The sequence below is a fragment of the Pseudomonas sp. PS01297 genome (assembly GCF_029959305.1).
GTDB lineage: Bacteria > Pseudomonadota > Gammaproteobacteria > Pseudomonadales > Pseudomonadaceae > Aquipseudomonas > Aquipseudomonas helleri.
Window position 1 is genome coordinate 40,743 of record NZ_JASCPQ010000013.1, and the last position, 17,069, is coordinate 57,811.

The 17,069-nt window shown below is 56.8% G+C and carries 13 protein-coding genes and 1 tRNA gene; 8 read left to right on the forward strand and 6 right to left on the reverse strand.

The features are described 5' to 3' along the window. Nucleotides 1-60: 60 nt before the first annotated feature. The 3 genes from QMX84_RS06740 to QMX84_RS06750 all read left to right on the forward strand — a co-directional run bounded on the left by QMX84_RS06740 (nt 61) and on the right by QMX84_RS06750 (nt 4,185). The gene (locus QMX84_RS06740) at nt 61-1,335 is read left to right on the forward strand and encodes a YeaH/YhbH family protein (RefSeq protein ID WP_048372234.1); all 1,275 of its coding nucleotides are present in this window, start codon (nt 61-63) and stop codon (nt 1,333-1,335) included. Beyond that, the gene (locus QMX84_RS06745; protein WP_048372235.1) at nt 1,332-2,894 is read left to right on the forward strand and encodes a SpoVR family protein; all 1,563 of its coding nucleotides are present in this window, start codon (nt 1,332-1,334) and stop codon (nt 2,892-2,894) included. Before QMX84_RS06740 ends, QMX84_RS06745 begins: the two co-directional genes overlap by 4 nt. A 61-nt stretch (nt 2,895-2,955) precedes the next feature. Continuing rightward, the gene (locus tag QMX84_RS06750) at nt 2,956-4,185 is read left to right on the forward strand and encodes a multifunctional CCA addition/repair protein (RefSeq protein WP_282363444.1); all 1,230 of its coding nucleotides are present in this window, start codon (nt 2,956-2,958) and stop codon (nt 4,183-4,185) included. 89 nt (nt 4,186-4,274) lie between these two features. On the opposite strand, the gene folK is transcribed toward QMX84_RS06750, so the two are convergent. Together folK and folB are read right to left on the reverse strand one after the other, a co-directional pair. Then, complete coding sequence (gene folK, locus QMX84_RS06755; protein ID WP_282363445.1) at nt 4,275-4,793, reverse strand: 2-amino-4-hydroxy-6-hydroxymethyldihydropteridine diphosphokinase; 519 nt, start codon at nt 4,791-4,793, stop codon at nt 4,275-4,277. Then, nucleotides 4,784-5,137, reverse strand: coding sequence for a dihydroneopterin aldolase (folB, locus tag QMX84_RS06760; protein WP_048372241.1), 354 nt, complete (start codon nt 5,135-5,137; stop codon nt 4,784-4,786). The genes folK and folB overlap by 10 nt, the downstream gene beginning before the upstream one ends. A gap of 74 nt (nt 5,138-5,211) precedes the next feature. On the opposite strand from folB, the gene plsY reads away from it, so the two are divergent. After that, entirely contained in the window at nt 5,212-5,781 is a 570-nt protein-coding gene (plsY, locus tag QMX84_RS06765; RefSeq protein ID WP_048372243.1) for a glycerol-3-phosphate 1-O-acyltransferase PlsY, read from the forward strand. Between the two features lie 4 nt (nt 5,782-5,785). On the opposite strand, the gene tsaD is transcribed toward plsY, so the two are convergent. Then, nucleotides 5,786-6,811 (reverse strand): tRNA (adenosine(37)-N6)-threonylcarbamoyltransferase complex transferase subunit TsaD, encoded by a 1,026-nt coding sequence (gene tsaD / locus QMX84_RS06770; RefSeq protein WP_048389613.1) that lies wholly within the window; start codon nt 6,809-6,811, stop codon nt 5,786-5,788. Between the two features lie 198 nt (nt 6,812-7,009). Here tsaD and rpsU point away from each other — a divergent pair, with 198 nt between their 5' ends. From rpsU to QMX84_RS06790, 4 genes are all read left to right on the forward strand, one after another. Further along, on the forward strand, nt 7,010-7,225 hold the full coding sequence (rpsU, locus tag QMX84_RS06775; protein ID WP_002551877.1) for a 30S ribosomal protein S21: 216 nt from the start codon (nt 7,010-7,012) through the stop codon (nt 7,223-7,225). Nucleotides 7,226-7,698: 473 nt separating this feature from the next. Then, nucleotides 7,699-9,654, forward strand: a complete 1,956-nt coding sequence (gene dnaG / locus QMX84_RS06780; RefSeq protein WP_282363446.1) for a DNA primase — start codon at nt 7,699-7,701, stop codon at nt 9,652-9,654. 67 nt (nt 9,655-9,721) lie between these two features. Then, complete coding sequence (gene rpoD / locus QMX84_RS06785; RefSeq protein ID WP_123750899.1) at nt 9,722-11,569, forward strand: RNA polymerase sigma factor RpoD; 1,848 nt, start codon at nt 9,722-9,724, stop codon at nt 11,567-11,569. Between the two features lie 164 nt (nt 11,570-11,733). Continuing rightward, nucleotides 11,734-11,810: transfer RNA gene (locus QMX84_RS06790), tRNA-Ile, on the forward strand. A 218-nt stretch (nt 11,811-12,028) separates the two neighbouring features. Here QMX84_RS06790 and QMX84_RS06795 read toward each other — a convergent pair. From QMX84_RS06795 to QMX84_RS06805, 3 genes are all read right to left on the reverse strand, one after another. After that, entirely contained in the window at nt 12,029-13,255 is a 1,227-nt protein-coding gene (locus QMX84_RS06795) for an SLC13 family permease (protein WP_153329182.1), read from the reverse strand. Nucleotides 13,256-13,421: 166 nt separating this feature from the next. Next, entirely contained in the window at nt 13,422-14,258 is an 837-nt protein-coding gene (locus tag QMX84_RS06800) for a polyphosphate kinase 2 family protein (protein WP_048389604.1), read from the reverse strand. A gap of 16 nt (nt 14,259-14,274) precedes the next feature. Then, on the reverse strand, nt 14,275-16,899 hold the full coding sequence (locus QMX84_RS06805) for a plasma-membrane proton-efflux P-type ATPase (protein WP_053225282.1): 2,625 nt from the start codon (nt 16,897-16,899) through the stop codon (nt 14,275-14,277). Nucleotides 16,900-17,069 lie beyond the last annotated feature (170 nt).

Here is a 17,069-nt window from a genome sequence, read left to right on the forward strand (position 1 = left end):
ACGCGCTGTGCTTCGACTTGCAGCTTGCAGCTGACAACTTGAAGCTGCCCGGAGGGCCTTATGAGCTATGTGATCGACCGACGCCTCAATGGCAAGAATAAAAGCACGGTAAACCGTCAGCGTTTCCTGCGGCGTTACCGCGACCACATCAAAAAGGCGGTCGAAGAGGCCGTAGGCCATCGTTCCATCACCGACATGGAGCATGGCGAGCAAATCAGCATCCCGGGCCGCGACATTGATGAGCCCGTGCTTCACCACGGCCGTGGTGGCAAGCAAACCACGGTTCACCCCGGTAACAAGGAATTCACCAGCGGTGAACACATCCAGCGCCCACAAGGAGGCGGCGGAGGGGGCGGCGGCCCTGGCAAGGCGGGCAACTCCGGCGAGGGCATGGACGAATTCGTCTTTCAGATCACCCAGGAAGAGTTCCTCGAATTCATGTTCGAAGACCTCGAATTGCCGAACCTGATCAAACGCCACCTGACCGGCACCGACACTTTCAAAACCGTGCGCGCGGGCATCAGCAACGAAGGCAACCCGTCGCGCATCAACATCATCCGCACCCTGCGTTCGGCCCACGCACGGCGCATCGCCCTGTCCGGCAGCAGCCGGGCAAAACTCAAAGAAGCCAAAGCTGAACTTGAGCGGCTAAAACGTGAAGAACCGGACAACTTCGGCGATATCAAAGACATCGAGGCCGAAATAGAGAAACTCAGCGCACGGATACACCGTGTGCCGTTCCTCGATACCTTCGACCTCAAGTACAACCTGTTGGTCAAACAACCCAACCCCAGCTCCAAGGCGGTGATGTTCTGCCTGATGGACGTTTCCGGGTCCATGACCCAGGCCACCAAAGACATCGCCAAGCGCTTCTTCATCCTCTTGTACCTGTTCCTGAAACGGAACTACGACAAGATTGACGTGGTGTTCATTCGCCATCACACCAGCGCCCGCGAGGTCGATGAAGAGGAGTTCTTCTACTCCCGGGAAACCGGCGGCACCATCGTGTCCAGCGCACTCAAACTGATGCAAGAGATCATGGCCGAGCGGTATCCGGCCAACGAATGGAACATCTACGCGGCCCAGGCCTCGGACGGTGACAACTGGAACGATGACTCACCTATTTGCCGCGACATCCTGGTCAACCAGATCATGCCGTTCGTGCAGTACTACACTTACGTTGAGATCACCCCGCGCGAGCATCAGGCGCTCTGGTTCGAATACGAGCGCATCAGAGACTCGTTTCCCGACACGTTCGCTCAACAGCAACTGGTCTCGGCCGGCGATATCTACCCGGTCTTCCGTGAACTCTTCCAGCGCAGGTTAGCCACATGACCGCCAAAGAGCATAAACGCCAACCCATTTCCACAGGGTCCGAGTGGACCTTTGAGCTGATCCAGGCTTACGACCGCGAAATCAGCCGCCTCGCGGAACGTTATGCGCTGGACACCTACCCCAACCAGATTGAGGTAATTACCGCTGAGCAAATGATGGACGCCTACGCGTCCGTCGGCATGCCGCTGGGTTACCACCATTGGTCCTACGGCAAACACTTCTTGAGTACCGAGAAGTCCTACAGCCGTGGGCAGATGGGGCTGGCCTACGAAATCGTGATCAACTCCGACCCGTGCATCGCCTACCTGATGGAAGAAAACACCATCTGCATGCAAGCCCTGGTCGTGGCCCACGCATGCTACGGGCATAACAGCTTCTTCAAGGGCAACTACCTGTTCCGGACCTGGACCGACGCCAGCTCGATCATCGACTACCTGGTGTTCGCCAAGCAGTACATCATGCAGTGCGAAGAACGCCACGGCATCGATGCCGTCGAAGACCTGCTCGACTCCTGCCATGCCTTGATGAACTACGGGGTGGACCGCTACAAACGACCCTACCCGATTTCGGCCGAAGAAGAACGCCGTCGCCAGAAAGACCGCGAAGAGCACCTGCAAAAGCAAATCAACGACCTGTGGCGCACCATCCCCAAGGGGGTGGGCAAATCCAGCGAAAAGGACAACGCCCGCTTCCCGGATGAGCCGCAGGAAAACATCCTGTACTTCATTGAAAAACACGCGCCACTGCTGGAGCCCTGGCAGCGCGAAGTCGTGCGCATTGTGCGCAAAATCGCCCAGTATTTTTACCCGCAGCGCCAAACCCAGGTGATGAACGAGGGCTGGGCCACGTTCTGGCACTACACACTGATGAACGACCTGTATGACGAAGGGCTGGTCACCGATGGCTTCATGATGGAGTTCCTGACCTCGCACACCAGCGTGGTCTTCCAGCCAGGCTTTGACAGCCCGTACTACAGCGGGATCAACCCCTATGCACTGGGGTTTGCGATGTACCAGGACATCCGCCGCATGTGCGAGCACCCCACCGAAGAAGACCGGCGCTGGTTCCCGGACCTTGCAGGCAGCGACTGGCTGACCAGCATCAAATTTGCCATGAGCAGCTTCAAGGACGAGAGCTTCATCCTGCAATACCTGTCGCCCAAGGTCATTCGCGACCTCAAGCTCTTCAGCATCATGGACGACGATCAAAAAGACGACCTGCTGGTGCCTGCGATTCACGACGAGAACGGTTACCGCACCATCCGCGAAACGCTGGCGGCGCAATACAACCTGGGCAATCGTGAACCCAACGTGCAGATCTGGAGCATTGATCGACGCGGCGACCGCTCCCTGACCTTGCGCCATCAACAACATGACCGCAAACCGCTCGGTGACTCCACCGACGAGGTACTCAAGCACCTGCACCGTTTGTGGGGCTTCGATATCCATCTGGAGACCCTGCAAGGCGACCAGATCATGAAGGTGCAGCACGTACCGCCCAAAGGCGAGCATGGTGAAAACGACTACGGCCGTCTGGACTTGTCCGCCGTCCACCTGTAACCACATCGGCCTCCGCTAACGCGGCACACGGGTTATCCTGTCGCGCTAACGGAGGCTTTTTATGAAGATCTATAAAGTGGGCGGCGCAGTGCGCGACCGCTTGCTGGGCAAACCCGTCACCGACATCGACTGGGTGGTGGTAGGCGCGACTGCCGAGCAAATGCTCGCCGAAGGGTTTCGCCCGGTGGGGTCAGACTTCCCGGTGTTTCTTCACCCAAAAACCGGTGAAGAATATGCACTTGCCCGAACCGAACGCAAAAGCGGCCATGGCTACGGTGGCTTTGTCTTCCATGCCAGCCCCGACGTCACCCTCGAAGACGACCTGATACGCCGCGACCTGACCATCAATGCGATGGCCGAAGACGCTGATGGCAACATCACCGACCCGTACCACGGCCAGCGAGACTTAGAGGCACGCATTCTGCGCCACGTTTCCCCCGCGTTTGCCGAAGATCCCTTGCGAGTTCTGCGTGTTGCCCGCTTTGCCGCCCGTTATGCCGGGCTTGGTTTCAGCATCGCTCCCGAGACCCTGGAACTCATGCGCCAACTGTCCGCCTCTGGCGAACTGCAGGCCCTGACGCCCGAGCGTTGCTGGAAAGAACTCTCCCGCGCACTCATGGAAGATCACCCACAGGTATTCATCGAAGTGCTGCGCAGTTGCGACGCGCTTGAGGTGCTGCTTCCAGAGGTCAACGCCCTGTTTGGCGTGCCACAACCTCCCGTTCATCACCCCGAAGTCGACAGCGGCCTGCACACGCTGAGCGTGCTCGAACAAGCCGCCTTGCACCACCAGCCGCTGACTGTGCGCTGGGCCTGCCTGCTGCACGACTTGGGCAAAGGGATGACGCCCGAGAGCCAGTGGCCACGACACATTGCCCACGAGCACAAAGGGCTGCGTCTGATAAAAGCCGTCAACGAACGCTACAAAGTACCGAGGGATTGCCAGGAACTGGCGCTGCTGGTGGGCGAGTACCACACCCATGGTCATCGCGCCCTGGAGCTCAAGGCATCGACATTGCTGGAGTTGCTGCAGCGGTTTGATGTATATCGCCGCCCTCAGCGTTTTGAGGAATTTGTGGTGGCCTGCGAAATGGACGCCAGAGGGCGTTTAGGTCTGGAGAACCGCCCTTACCCACAGGCGGATTATCTGCGCGGCGCGGCCCTGGCAGCACAAGGCGTTACCGTACAACCGCTGATCGAACAAGGTTTCAAAGGCCCCGAACTGGGCGAAGCCCTCAAACACGAACGGCTCAAGGCCCTGCAAGCCTACAAAGACGCTGCCAAACACTGACCGTCTGTAGGAGCGAGCTTGCCTCGCGATCTTTTAAACAGTCAAAAGATCGCGAGGCAATCGAGCGTCGAGCGGCTGCTCCTACAAAATCAAAGCATCTCTGCCGGCGTCAATTGCACGCCTCGCCACTCAAACGCCACAGGCACCAATACCTGGTCGATCTGCGCTTCGGCCCACATCTGGACAAGGGTTTTACCCACGACCGGATGCACCTTATCTGGCGCCATCAACGACAACGGCCAAAGCACAAACGCATTCTTGAGAATTTCTGCTCGCGGCAAGGTCAGGAACTCAAAGTCGCCCTCCAGATCGCCGTAAAACAACACGTCGATATCCAGCGGCAGCCCTTTGCGATCCGGGGCATAACGCCCGTTATCCGCTTCAATCAACTTCAAACGTCGGCTTAATTCCATTAGTGGCAAATCGGTTTTGGCCGCGACCACCAGATTGAAAAATGGCCCGCTTTTGATGCCCACCGGCTGACTTTCAAACACCGCCGAACACGTCATGCCCACTAAAAAGCCCGCAAGCGCGTCCAGCCCGGCACACAAATGCCGTTCACGCTCGGTATTGCTACCGAGCCCGAGATAAACCTCTGTTAGCGGCATCCGCGCTCAATCTCCACACCCACCCCTGTGGCCGCCGCAACGGCGCCGGGCTTGGTCAGCTTGAGGTGCAACCAGGGAATATTGAATTCACTCATCAGCACCTGCGCCAAACGTTCGGCAAATGTTTCTACCAGCTGGAACTGAGCCTGCTCGGCAAACGCCTGGATGCGCGCTGACACACTGGCGTAATCCAATGCCAGGGTCAGGTCGTCTCCGGCCGCTGCCGGGCGGTTATCCCACGCAAAACTCAGGTCTAACCGCAGGCACTGACGGATGCCGCGCTCCCAGTCATAAGCACCGATAACGGTGTCAACTTCCAGGCCTTCGATAAACACTCTGTCCAAGCACTCTTCTCCGCAGCACGACAAGGGCGCAATGCGCCGTTAGAATCAGGGCGTCCTTGCCCGGAATAGTTAGCATGTTTTGGTTACTGGCGATGCTCGCCTACCTGCTTGGTTCTATGTCCTTCGCTATTTTGCTCAGCCGCCTGACGGGAAATCCCGACCCGCGAATGAGTGGCTCAGGCAATGCCGGTGCAACCAACATGTTGCGCCTGGCCGGTAAAAAGCTCGCCATCCTGACCTTGCTTGGCGATCTGTGCAAAGGGCTTTTACCGGTATTGCTGGCCTATCAACTGGGCTGCACGCTCCAGCAACAAGCCTGGATCGGCGCCTGCGCCGTTGTAGGGCACATGTACCCACTGTACTTCCGCTTTCGCGGCGGCAAGGGCGTTGCCACCGCGGCCGGCATGCTGCTGGGCCTTTATCCGCCCGCCGCGCTGCTGGCTGCTGTCGCATGGCTGCTGACCTTCCAGCTCAGCCGCACGAGCTCGCTGGCCTCACTGATTGCCGCTCCCCTCACCCTGCCCTTGCTGGCCTGGCAAGAACCTGCAGCGCTGCTGCCCATGAGCGCCCTGACGACGCTCATAGTGTGGCGGCACCGCAGCAATCTACGCGACCTGATGGCTGGGCGCGAACGGCATTTCTGAACCCTTACAGCGGTGGCAACTGCTCCATCGGCCAGCGCGCCTGCACGCTGATCGCCAGGCTCTCGTGCTGGCCTGCCAGCAAACGCTGACACCCGGCATAAGCAATCATCGCGCCATTATCGGTGCAGAACTCCGGGCGAGCGTAGTACACCTGACCGTTCATCTCGCCGAGCATTTTCTCGAGCGATTCACGCAGCGCCTTGTTCGCACTCACACCCCCGGCAATGACCAGGCGCTTCATCCCGGCAGCCTTCAGCGCACGCTTGCACTTGATGGTCAGGGTCTCGACAACGGCCTGCTGAAACGCCAGCGAAATATCGCAACGCGCCTGCTCCGTATCTTCGCCCGCGTCCACACAACGCTGCCAGGTATTCAGCGCGAAGGTTTTAAGGCCGCTAAAACTGAATTGCAGCCCCGGACGATCGGTCATCGGCCGCGGGAACACAAAACGCCCGGCAACCCCTTGTGCAGCCAGCCGCGCGATCTCAGGGCCACCCGGATAACGCATCCCCATCATCTTGGCGGTTTTGTCGAAGGCTTCGCCCGCCGCATCATCCAGGCTCTCGCCCAAGAGCTCGTATTGACCGATGCCATCGACACGCACCAGTTGCGTATGGCCGCCCGATACCAACAAAGCGACGAACGGGAACTCAGGTGGCTGTTCTTCCAGCATGGGGGCCAATAAATGGCCTTCCATGTGGTGCACGCCAAGGGCAGGAATACCCCAGGCAAAGGCCAGCGCCTGGGCACATGAAGCCCCGACCAGCAAGGCCCCGACCAGTCCCGGCCCTGCCGTGTAGGCAATGGCGTCAATCTCTGTAGGCACGCAATCGGCCTCAGCCAACACCTGACGAATCAAGGGCAGCATGCGCTTGACGTGATCACGCGAGGCAAGCTCCGGCACCACACCGCCATAAGCGCGGTGCAGGTCGATCTGACTGAACAGCGCATCGGCCAAAAGCCCGCGTTCACTGTCGTATAGCGCGACGCCGGTTTCGTCGCAGGAAGTTTCTAATCCCAGTACTAGCATGGGTTTACGCCTTGTTGAGGCTCAATTCGAAGGCGCGCATAATAGTCGCCACTCCCGCCCCCGACCAGCGGTTTTCGATCAGAGGCTTTGCATTCCGGGCGTTGAGGGGTTAACATCCGCAACCCTTAAAAACCGACGTCTTACAACGCAATTTAGCCTTGGGACGTTGACCCCGGTAATGAATGAAGGTAGCTCTGGATGCCAGCCGTCAAAGTAAAAGAGAACGAACCCTTCGACGTAGCTCTGCGTCGTTTCAAGCGCTCCTGCGAAAAAGCCGGTGTACTGGCTGAAGTTCGCAGCCGCGAATTTTACGAGAAGCCGACTTCTGAGCGTAAGCGCAAAGCAGCAGCAGCTGTTAAGCGTCACGCGAAGAAAGTTCAGCGCGAGCAGCGCCGCGCCGTTCGTCTGTACTAATACACAGACGTTCGTTGCAAGCTTCTGCCAAGCCCGGCCTAAAGCCGGGCCGTAGGCAGTTGCAGCAAGTTACACGCTCTACCGTCAAGGCCGCAGATGCGACCGCGACAAAGCGTAACACCACGTCAGACCTGGTTTTAACAACCAGCGGTGCACGTCTTTACTGACGAGCCTTACAAGGCTACCGACGAGCACACTTTTTCTGATTCTCCCAAGACAATCAGCCCAAGGTACTTCTCCTGTGCCTGCTTATGAGCCACCCGAGACCCACCACAGGTCAATTCGGACTCAGAGCGCAACACCTATCGAACATATTCGTACTGATTAAAACCCTAGTCAGATGAGATTCGACAGATACACTTCCCCACAATGACTGAGCAGACGCCACACGATCGAGCCATGCACCTGCGTGCACGCCATCATGCCAAGCCACTCATCTGGGTTAAATTCTGCTCCGTGATGACGAGAACGCCATGGCCGGGTTAATCCCCCAGAGCTTTATTGACGACCTTCTGAACCGCACCGATATCGTCGATGTCGTCAGCTCGCGCGTGCAAATGAAGAAAGCAGGCAAGAACTACACGGCTTGCTGCCCGTTTCACAAAGAAAAAACGCCCTCGTTCAGTGTCAGCCCCGACAAACAGTTTTATTACTGCTTTGGCTGCGGCGCAGGCGGCAATGCACTCGGCTTCATCATGGACCACGACAACCTGGACTTCCCCCAGGCCGTCGAAGAGCTGGCAAAAGCTGCCGGCATGGAGATCCCCCGAGAAGAAGGCGGCCGCTCACACAAGCCACGGCAACCTACCGACTCACCGCTCTACCCGCTTCTGACCGCCGCCGCCGACTTTTACCGGCAAGCACTCAAGAGCCATCCTGCGCGCAAAGTCGCCGTCGAATACCTGAAAGGCCGCGGCCTGACCGGCGAAATCGCTCGCGACTTTGGCCTTGGTTTCGCCCCGCCCGGCTGGGACAACCTGTTCAAGCACTTGAGCAACGACACCCTGCAGCAAAAAGCGATGATTGACGCCGGGCTGCTGGTGGAGAACGCCGAGACCGGCAAACGCTACGACCGCTTTCGCGATCGCGTGATGTTCCCGATCCGCGACAGCCGGGGCCGTATCATTGCGTTCGGCGGCCGCGTGCTCGGCGACGATAAGCCCAAATACCTGAACTCCCCGGAAACCCCTGTGTTCCACAAGGGCCAGGAGCTCTACGGGCTGTTCGAGGCACGCAAATTCAACCGCAGCCTCGATGAAATCATCGTGGTTGAAGGCTACATGGACGTGATCGCGCTGGCCCAGCAAGGCCTGCGCAATGCCGTCGCCACCCTCGGCACCGCCACCAGCGAAGAGCACATGAAACGCTTGTTTCGCGTGGTGCCCAGCGTTTTATTCTGCTTTGACGGCGATCAGGCTGGCCGCAACGCTGCCTGGCGCGCCCTTGAGGCCACACTTTCGTGCTTGCAGGACGGGCGCCGTGCGCGCTTTCTGTTTTTGCCCGAAGGCGAAGACCCGGACACACTGGTGCGCTCCGAAGGCACCGATGCCTTCAAGGCGCGCATCAACCAGCACGCGCAACCGCTTGCCGATTACTTTTTCCAGCAACTGACCGAAGAAGCCGACCCGCGGTCGCTTGAGGGCAAAGCCCACATGGTCACGCTGGCAGCACCGTTGATCGACAAAGTGCCAGGCGCCAACCTGCGCACATTGATGCGTCAGCGCCTGACCGAAATCACCGGCCTGACCCACGACATGGTCAGCCAACTGGCACAAAGCGCGCCCGTCAAACCTCAGGCCCAACCCGCTTACGACCCCGGCATTGATTACGACGCGATGCCCGACTACAGCGACTTCCAGCAACCGGACGTGTACATCCCCCAACAGGAATGGACCCCGAAAAAGCCTGGTGCTAGCGGTAAAAAGTGGGAAAACAAACCTTGGGACAAAAAAGGCAAACGCGGTGCCGAGCGCGAGCAGGCCTGGGTGCCGGTCGGCGTTGAACCGCCCACGCTAACGGCCTTGCGCACGCTGCTGCACCACCCCCAACTGGCAAAAAAAGTTGAGGATGCCGGGCACTTTGCGGCCGAAGACCAGACCAATAATCAGTTACTGATTGCTCTGGTAGAAGCCGTACAGAAAAATCCTAAGCTAAGCTCTATTCAGTTGCTGTCGCGCTGGCACGGCACCGAGCAGGGTCGATTGTTACAACGACTGCTGGAAAAGGAATGGCTAATTGACGCCGATAACCTTGAACAACAGTTTTTCGACACCATAACTAGCTTGTCAGCACGCCAACGTGAGCGAAATCTAGAGCAACTTCTTCGAAAAGCACGTCAAGGCGAGCTTAGTACCGAGGAAAAAAACCAGTTACGCGACCTCTTGAGTCGCAATAATCCTGCATCAAACCCGACCTCAACTGGCGCGTGAGGTCACAGCTAAGGTATAATCCTCGGCTTGTTTTTTGCCCGCCAAGACCTTCAGTGGATAGGGTGTTATGTCCGGAAAAGCGCAACAGCAGTCTCGTATCAAAGAGTTGATCACCCTCGGCCGTGAGCAGAAGTATCTGACTTACGCAGAGGTCAACGACCACCTGCCCGAAGATATTTCAGATCCGGAGCAAGTGGAAGACATCATCCGCATGATTAATGACATGGGGATCCCCGTACACGAGAGTGCTCCGGATGCGGACGCCCTTATGTTGGCCGATGCTGACACCGACGAAGCCGCTGCTGAAGAAGCAGCCGCAGCGTTGGCGGCAGTAGAGACCGATATTGGTCGTACGACTGACCCTGTACGTATGTATATGCGTGAAATGGGTACGGTAGAGTTGCTGACACGTGAAGGCGAAATCGAAATCGCCAAGCGTATCGAAGAAGGCATCCGTGAAGTGATGAGCGCAATCGCGCACTTCCCTGGCACGGTTGACCACATTCTCTCCGAGTACACTCGCGTCACCACCGAAGGTGGTCGCCTGTCCGACGTTCTGAGCGGTTATATCGACCCGGACGACGGTATTACGCCACCTGCCGCCGAAGTTCCGCCACCTGTCGACGCCAAAGCTGCTAAAGCTGACGACGACAGCGAGGATGACGACGCCGAATCTTCAGACGATGAAGAAGAAGCTGAAAGCGGTCCAGATCCGATCATTGCCGCCCAGCGTTTTGGTGCCGTCTCTGATCAGATGGAAATCACTCGCAAGGCGCTGAAAAAGCACGGCCGCGCTAGCAAGCAAGCCATCATCGAACTGGTTGCCCTGGCTGAGCTGTTCATGCCGATCAAACTGGTTCCGAAGCAATTCGAAGGTTTGGTTGAGCGTGTTCGCAGCGCCCTGGAGCGTCTGCGTGCACAAGAACGCGCCATCATGCAGCTGTGCGTACGTGATGCACGTATGCCACGCGCCGACTTCCTGCGCCTGTTCCCAGGCAACGAAGTTGACGAAAGCTGGAGCGATTCGCTGGCCAAAGGCAAAAGCAAATACGCTGAAGCCATTGGCCGCCTGCAACCGGATATCATTCGTTGCCAGCAAAAGCTGTCGGCACTGGAAGCAGAAACCGGCTTGACGGTTGCTGAGATCAAAGACATCAACCGTCGCATGTCGATCGGTGAGGCCAAGGCCCGCCGCGCGAAGAAAGAGATGGTTGAAGCGAACTTGCGTCTGGTGATCTCCATCGCCAAGAAGTACACCAACCGTGGTTTGCAGTTCCTCGACCTGATCCAGGAAGGCAACATCGGCTTGATGAAAGCGGTAGACAAGTTTGAATACCGCCGTGGCTACAAATTCTCGACTTATGCCACCTGGTGGATCCGTCAGGCGATCACTCGCTCGATCGCCGACCAGGCCCGCACCATCCGTATTCCGGTGCACATGATCGAGACGATCAACAAGCTCAACCGTATTTCCCGCCAGATGCTGCAGGAAATGGGTCGTGAACCGACCCCGGAAGAGCTGGGCGAACGCATGGAAATGCCTGAGGACAAAATCCGCAAGGTATTGAAGATCGCTAAAGAGCCGATCTCCATGGAAACCCCGATCGGTGATGACGAAGACTCCCATCTGGGCGACTTCATCGAAGACTCGACCATGCAGTCGCCAATCGATGTAGCCACCGTTGAGAGCCTTAAAGAAGCGACACGCGACGTACTCGGCGGCCTGACGGCACGTGAAGCCAAAGTACTGCGCATGCGTTTCGGTATCGACATGAATACCGACCACACCCTTGAGGAGGTTGGTAAGCAGTTCGACGTTACCCGTGAGCGGATTCGTCAGATCGAAGCCAAAGCGCTGCGTAAGCTGCGCCACCCGACGAGAAGCGAGCACTTACGCTCCTTCCTCGACGAGTGATCCCAAAACCCCCGGCCCTGCCGGGGGTTTTGCTTTGTGGGCAACACAGCGTCTGCGCAGCTTCAAATGCGACAGAACTCGCACGCAGAATTCTTCGTACCTCTAATTAAGATTTTTCGGATAGCACTCCTAAGAAACCATCGTTATAATCCCCGGCTTACTTAGGGCCTATAGCTCAGTTGGTTAGAGCAGGGGACTCATAATCCCTTGGTCGCAGGTTCGAGTCCTGCTGGGCCCACCACATTAAAAGCCGCGCACTGCGCGGCTTTTTTGTGCCCTTAACAAAGAGCTCATGGCCCACTCCCCCCGTAGCAGTTGACGAGCCTTGCGAGGCTACGTCCGGCTGCGCAGCAGCCGTCATCCACCCCGCCACCCTGACCAACTGTAGCCGCTGCCGAGGCACGAGGCTGCGATGCGGGCCGCAGGACCGCCCCTGAAGCCCCGCAATCCCCCACCACCTCACAAAAACGCAATCCACAGCCCCGCCATCAGCAAGGTCACCAAGGTCACTGGCACCCCGGACTTTGCGAATGACCCGAACGAGATCTTGATACCGCACCCCGCCGCCTGTTCCACGACGATGATCCCGGCCAGGCTGCCGAAAATAATAAGGTTGCTCGAAAACCCGGTACCCAACGCAATCGCAGCACCTAACGATTGCGCGTTGTTGTCCGGGTGCAGGTACGGAGAAAGCAGCATCACCGCCGGGTTGTTGCCGACCACATCACTGAGCAATGAACCGGCCACAAACAGCGAAATTGGGTCGTTGACGTCGATGCCCACATGGCGCAACCAGTCAAACAGCGATTGCGGCAGTCCGGTATTGGCAAGTGCCTGGTTGCAAATAAACAAGCCGATAATCAGCAGCAACAGGTTGCCGTCAACTTGCTTGAGCACGTCTTTGGAAGCCAGGCTGCGGTTGACCAGCAGGATGCCCGCGCCGGCCAGGGCCACCAGTTCTCGCGGCCATATATCGGCCACCAGGGCGATGATTACGGCGCTGGCGACGATGATGGCTTTGGTCGTCTCGACTTTATCGAGCTGTATGGGAGGGTGGACAACCGCTTTATCGGTCTTACGCTCCAAGGTCCATTTGCCACGGTATTGCCACGCGATGATGCACCAGATGATGGGCAGCGATAAAAGCGCCGGCACCCCTGCGGCAATCATGAATTCGTTAAACGAGAGATCAAGCGCTTGGGCCGCAATCATGTTTTGCGGGCTGCCGATCAGGGTGCCCGCGGCACCGGAGTTGGCCGCAAAACAAAATGCCAGCAGAAACGGCACCGGGTTAAGCCCCCGTGCCAGCGCCACGCTGACCAGCAGCGGCGTCATCGACAACACCACCACGTCATTGGTCAGCAATGAGGAAAGCCCGGCACTGACGGCAATAAACACTGCCAACAGCGCGACCGGGGTAATTTTCAGCGTTGCGACTTTCTCCGCAGCCCAGGCATAAAACCCCGAGACCGTGAACGCACCCGACACCACCATCAAGCCAAACAGCAGCCCAAGGGTGCGGTAGTCGATGGCATCCCACGCGGCTTGCGGGCTAAGGCTTCCTGCTACGATCATGGCCAGGGCGCCAACGACTGCAGCGCCCGTTCTGTCCACGTTAAATGCCGGCAGCTTACCGACACCCATTACCAAATAAACCATGAAGAAAATAAGCAGGGTTGTGTACATAACGACGCCTAATGCAATGAAGCCCGTCACAGGCCGATATAAGGTGAACCGCTAAATGCCAATAGCGCCTCCTGCTCTGATCAACCAACAGGAAACGCTATGAGATGTCAGACCTGGCCATCGCCGCCCTGAACGTTCAAAACCTTCAGGGCGGCGCTCTAATGATTTAGAGTTTTTCTTTCTTGGCCTGGTGGTACTTCCTTCTGATTTCTTTGAGATCAACCGTAGGTTTGGGCAACTGCATCTTCATGTCTTTGAGCGTCTTCTCAACAATGCTCCCGACAGCCAGGTTGCGGAACCATTTGTGATTGGCCGGGATGACATACCAGGGCGCATGGTCAGTCGAACATTTGTTCAACATCGCCTCATACGCCTTGATGTAGTCGTCCCACAGGGCGCGCTCTGAGTAGTCACCCTCGCTGATTTTCCACTGCCGCATCGGATCATCCAGACGCTCTTCAAACCTTCTCAACTGCTCCTCTGGGGAGATATATAAGAAGAACTTCAGGATCGTCGTGTTATTCGAATGCACGGTGCTTTCAAACGCATTGATCAGGTCGTAGCGCTTTTCAATAACCTTGCCTGGCGCCATTTTGTGCACGCGCTGCACAAGCACGTCTTCATAGTGCGAACGGTTAAAGATAGCAACGTTACCGTCTGCCGGGACATGGGGATGCACCCGCCAAAGGAAATCATGGCTGCTTTCTTCGGGAGTCGGCTGCTTGAAACCATGCACATTGGTGCCTTGCGGGTTCATCGATCGCAACACATGCCAGCAAGTACCATCTTTACCGGCCGCATCAATGCCCTGCAAAACAATGAGCAAGGAATGTTTGCGCTCGGCATAGAGCTTCTTCTGCAGGTCAGAGATGCTGGCGGACTGTTGATCAAGATGCTTTTGCGCATCCTTTTCCGATTTATAAGGACCATGAAAGTCAGGGTCCACGTCAGCGAGGCGAATTTTTGACCCTGGCTTAACAATCAACTTACTAATAAGGCTCATAGTCTGGCTTCCCTAGTCATGCGATGGCTTTAGTCAGGTTTTCGCTTTGTTTTTCACGCTTGTCGACAACGGAGAAGTAGATCAACTTCACGATATCGATGATCACCATCCAGACAAGGACGTACACCCAGACAACGCCGATCAGTTCCCACGAAATAGCCGGGACGAAAATACCGAAGGCACAAATAAACACTGCGACAATCTGCGTACCGATAACCGCCAACAACAGCGGCAACGACGGGAACGGTGGTTTGAACACGCTATTACGGTTACGCACCACAAACAGCAACAAGTGGCCGCCCGCTGCCAACTGCAAGAACAACATGGTCTGTAGATGACTCAGGTCGAGTGCAAACACATGCATCAGTTCTGCGTTATTCATCCAGTACATCGAGATCAGAACAAGACCAAAGCTCTGCGCCAGTGCCATCAACCCCATCAGTGAAGAGAATATGATGATTCGGTGCATATCCCATCTCACCGGTTTCTTGGCTATTTTGACGTTGTCATAGGCGATGGTCATGATCGGAATATCATCCAGCAACGCCAGTACCACAATCATGATGGCGGTCAACGGACGCACGCCGAACACCAAGTAAGACAGCACCACCACAAACATGATGCAAATCGTCATCGCAATCCGGTAGTACACATACGAGGTAATACGCTCGAAGATAGCCCGCGCTTCTTCAATGGCATTCACAATCGTGGATAACCCGGGGGCGGTCAAAATCAGCGCGGCGGCCGATCTTGCCGCGTCCGTTGCACCCGACACCGCAATACCGCATTCAGCTTGTTTCAAGGCCGGGGCGTCGTTAACACCATCCCCTGTCATTGCAACAATGTGATTACGCTCTTGCAGCGCTTTAACGATCTGGTATTTGTTCTCCGGGAATACGCGCCCAAACCCGTCGGCCGCCTCAACTGCACGGGCCGCATCAATCGGAATATGGTTGTTGTCCGTATCTTTTGGGAACACCTGATCAGCAACCAAAAGATGCGTCCCAAGCCCCAGTTGCCGGGAGATTTCGGAACCAATCGCCACGTCATCGCCCGTCACCATCTTCACCGACAGGCCCAGCGCACGTGCCTGGGCAATGGTTTCTTTAGCGTCAGGGCGCGGCGGATCGAGCAAGGCCAGCAAGCCCAGGAGGTCCCAGGTTTTGCCGCCATCATCCGAGCGGGCAACACCGAGTGCGCGTGTGCCATGGCTGGCCAGTTCGCTCACTTTGCCGAAGTAAGCCGTGGAGCGCGGATCATCGCTGGAGGTCTCACTGATACCGCACAACGTGGCAATGACTTGCGGCGCCCCCTTGGCATAGGACGTCTGTTTTTGCGAAGCGTCTTGTACCACCGCCAGGGTCTTTTTATTGACCGGGTCAAAAGGCGTGAAGCTGACTTGTTTAAAGCCATCCAGCGATTTTTTATCTTTCAGCGCACTCAAAACAGCCTGGTCAATGGCATCCGTACTTTCCGGCTGGCACGCCAACGCGGCCCCAAGAATCACTTCATCAGGAGTTGTTTTAGGGTCAAAAGGAATCGCGCTATCAACGGTCAGGTGGTTTTGCGTCAATGTCCCGGTTTTATCGGAACACAACACATCAACCCCGGCCAACTCCTCAATGGCCGACAACCGCGAAACAATGGCCTTTTGTTTGGATAACGCCAACGCCCCCAGCGCCATGGTGACGGACATGACCGCGGGCATGGCCACCGGCACCGATGCGATCAGCAACACCAACACAAACTGCGCAATATCACCGGCTTCAGACCACGCCCAATGCCCTTGCACAACAATGTCTTTATACAACTGCGTGCCGACCAGAATCAGCGCCAGAATGGCCGCGAGGATAATCAGGAAATCCCCGATTCGCAGTACCGCTTGTTCAGCGTGGGACTTGGCGCCCGCACTGGCTACCAACTTGGCCGTGCGCCCAAAGAATGTATTGTTACCGGTTGACGTGACAATACCGGTCATAGAACCTTGCCGCGCGATAGAGCCGGAGTAACCGCTGTCACCGACCATCTTCGATACAGGCAAAGACTCACCCGTCAACGCCGCCTGATCCACCGACAAATAAGCGCCGTCGATCAACAGCAAGTCGGCGGGCAGAATCTCCCCACCGGACACTGTCACCACATCCCCCGGCACCAGTTCGGCCGCATCGATGGTTTGCAACTTCCCGTCACGCTTGGCGTGGGCTTTAAGTGCCAAACCTTTCTTCAGCGCCGCCAGTGCACTGGCCGCTTTGTTGTCCTGCCAAAAACCGACAGCCGCGTTATAAAGCAGCAGGCCGGTAATCACGATGAAGTCTGGCCAGTCCTGACGCGCCAACGAGATAAGTGCCGCAATTTCAATCATCCATGGAATAGGCCCCCAGAAATAACCGAGCAGTTTTTTCCAGCGACTGTCTTCTTTGGCCTCAATGGCGTTCGGCCCATACTTTTCAAGCAGGCTCTTGGCGGTTGCCGAACTAAGGCCATCTGGCGAACTGTTGAGTTGGCTTATTTCTTTCTTGATACCCTCAGCATCCAGTCGCGCCGGCTTGGCGTTAGAAGAGCTGGACGAACTGGGCGAGCTAGCTTTTTTCACCGGGTCACTGCTTGTAGACCCATCGCCTGCCAATGTGATGTCGGACATTCCCTTACCCTCTTAGACGGCTCTCGCTTATTCAGCACTCTCAAACTTCCAGTGTCGCAACCCGATAAAGTTGCGCACTCACCTATCTATCTTAAGGTCCGCACTTAATAATAATGCCGCTCTGCATAATCCATGACTGCAAAGTGGCTATTAATGACTGACCTGCTTAA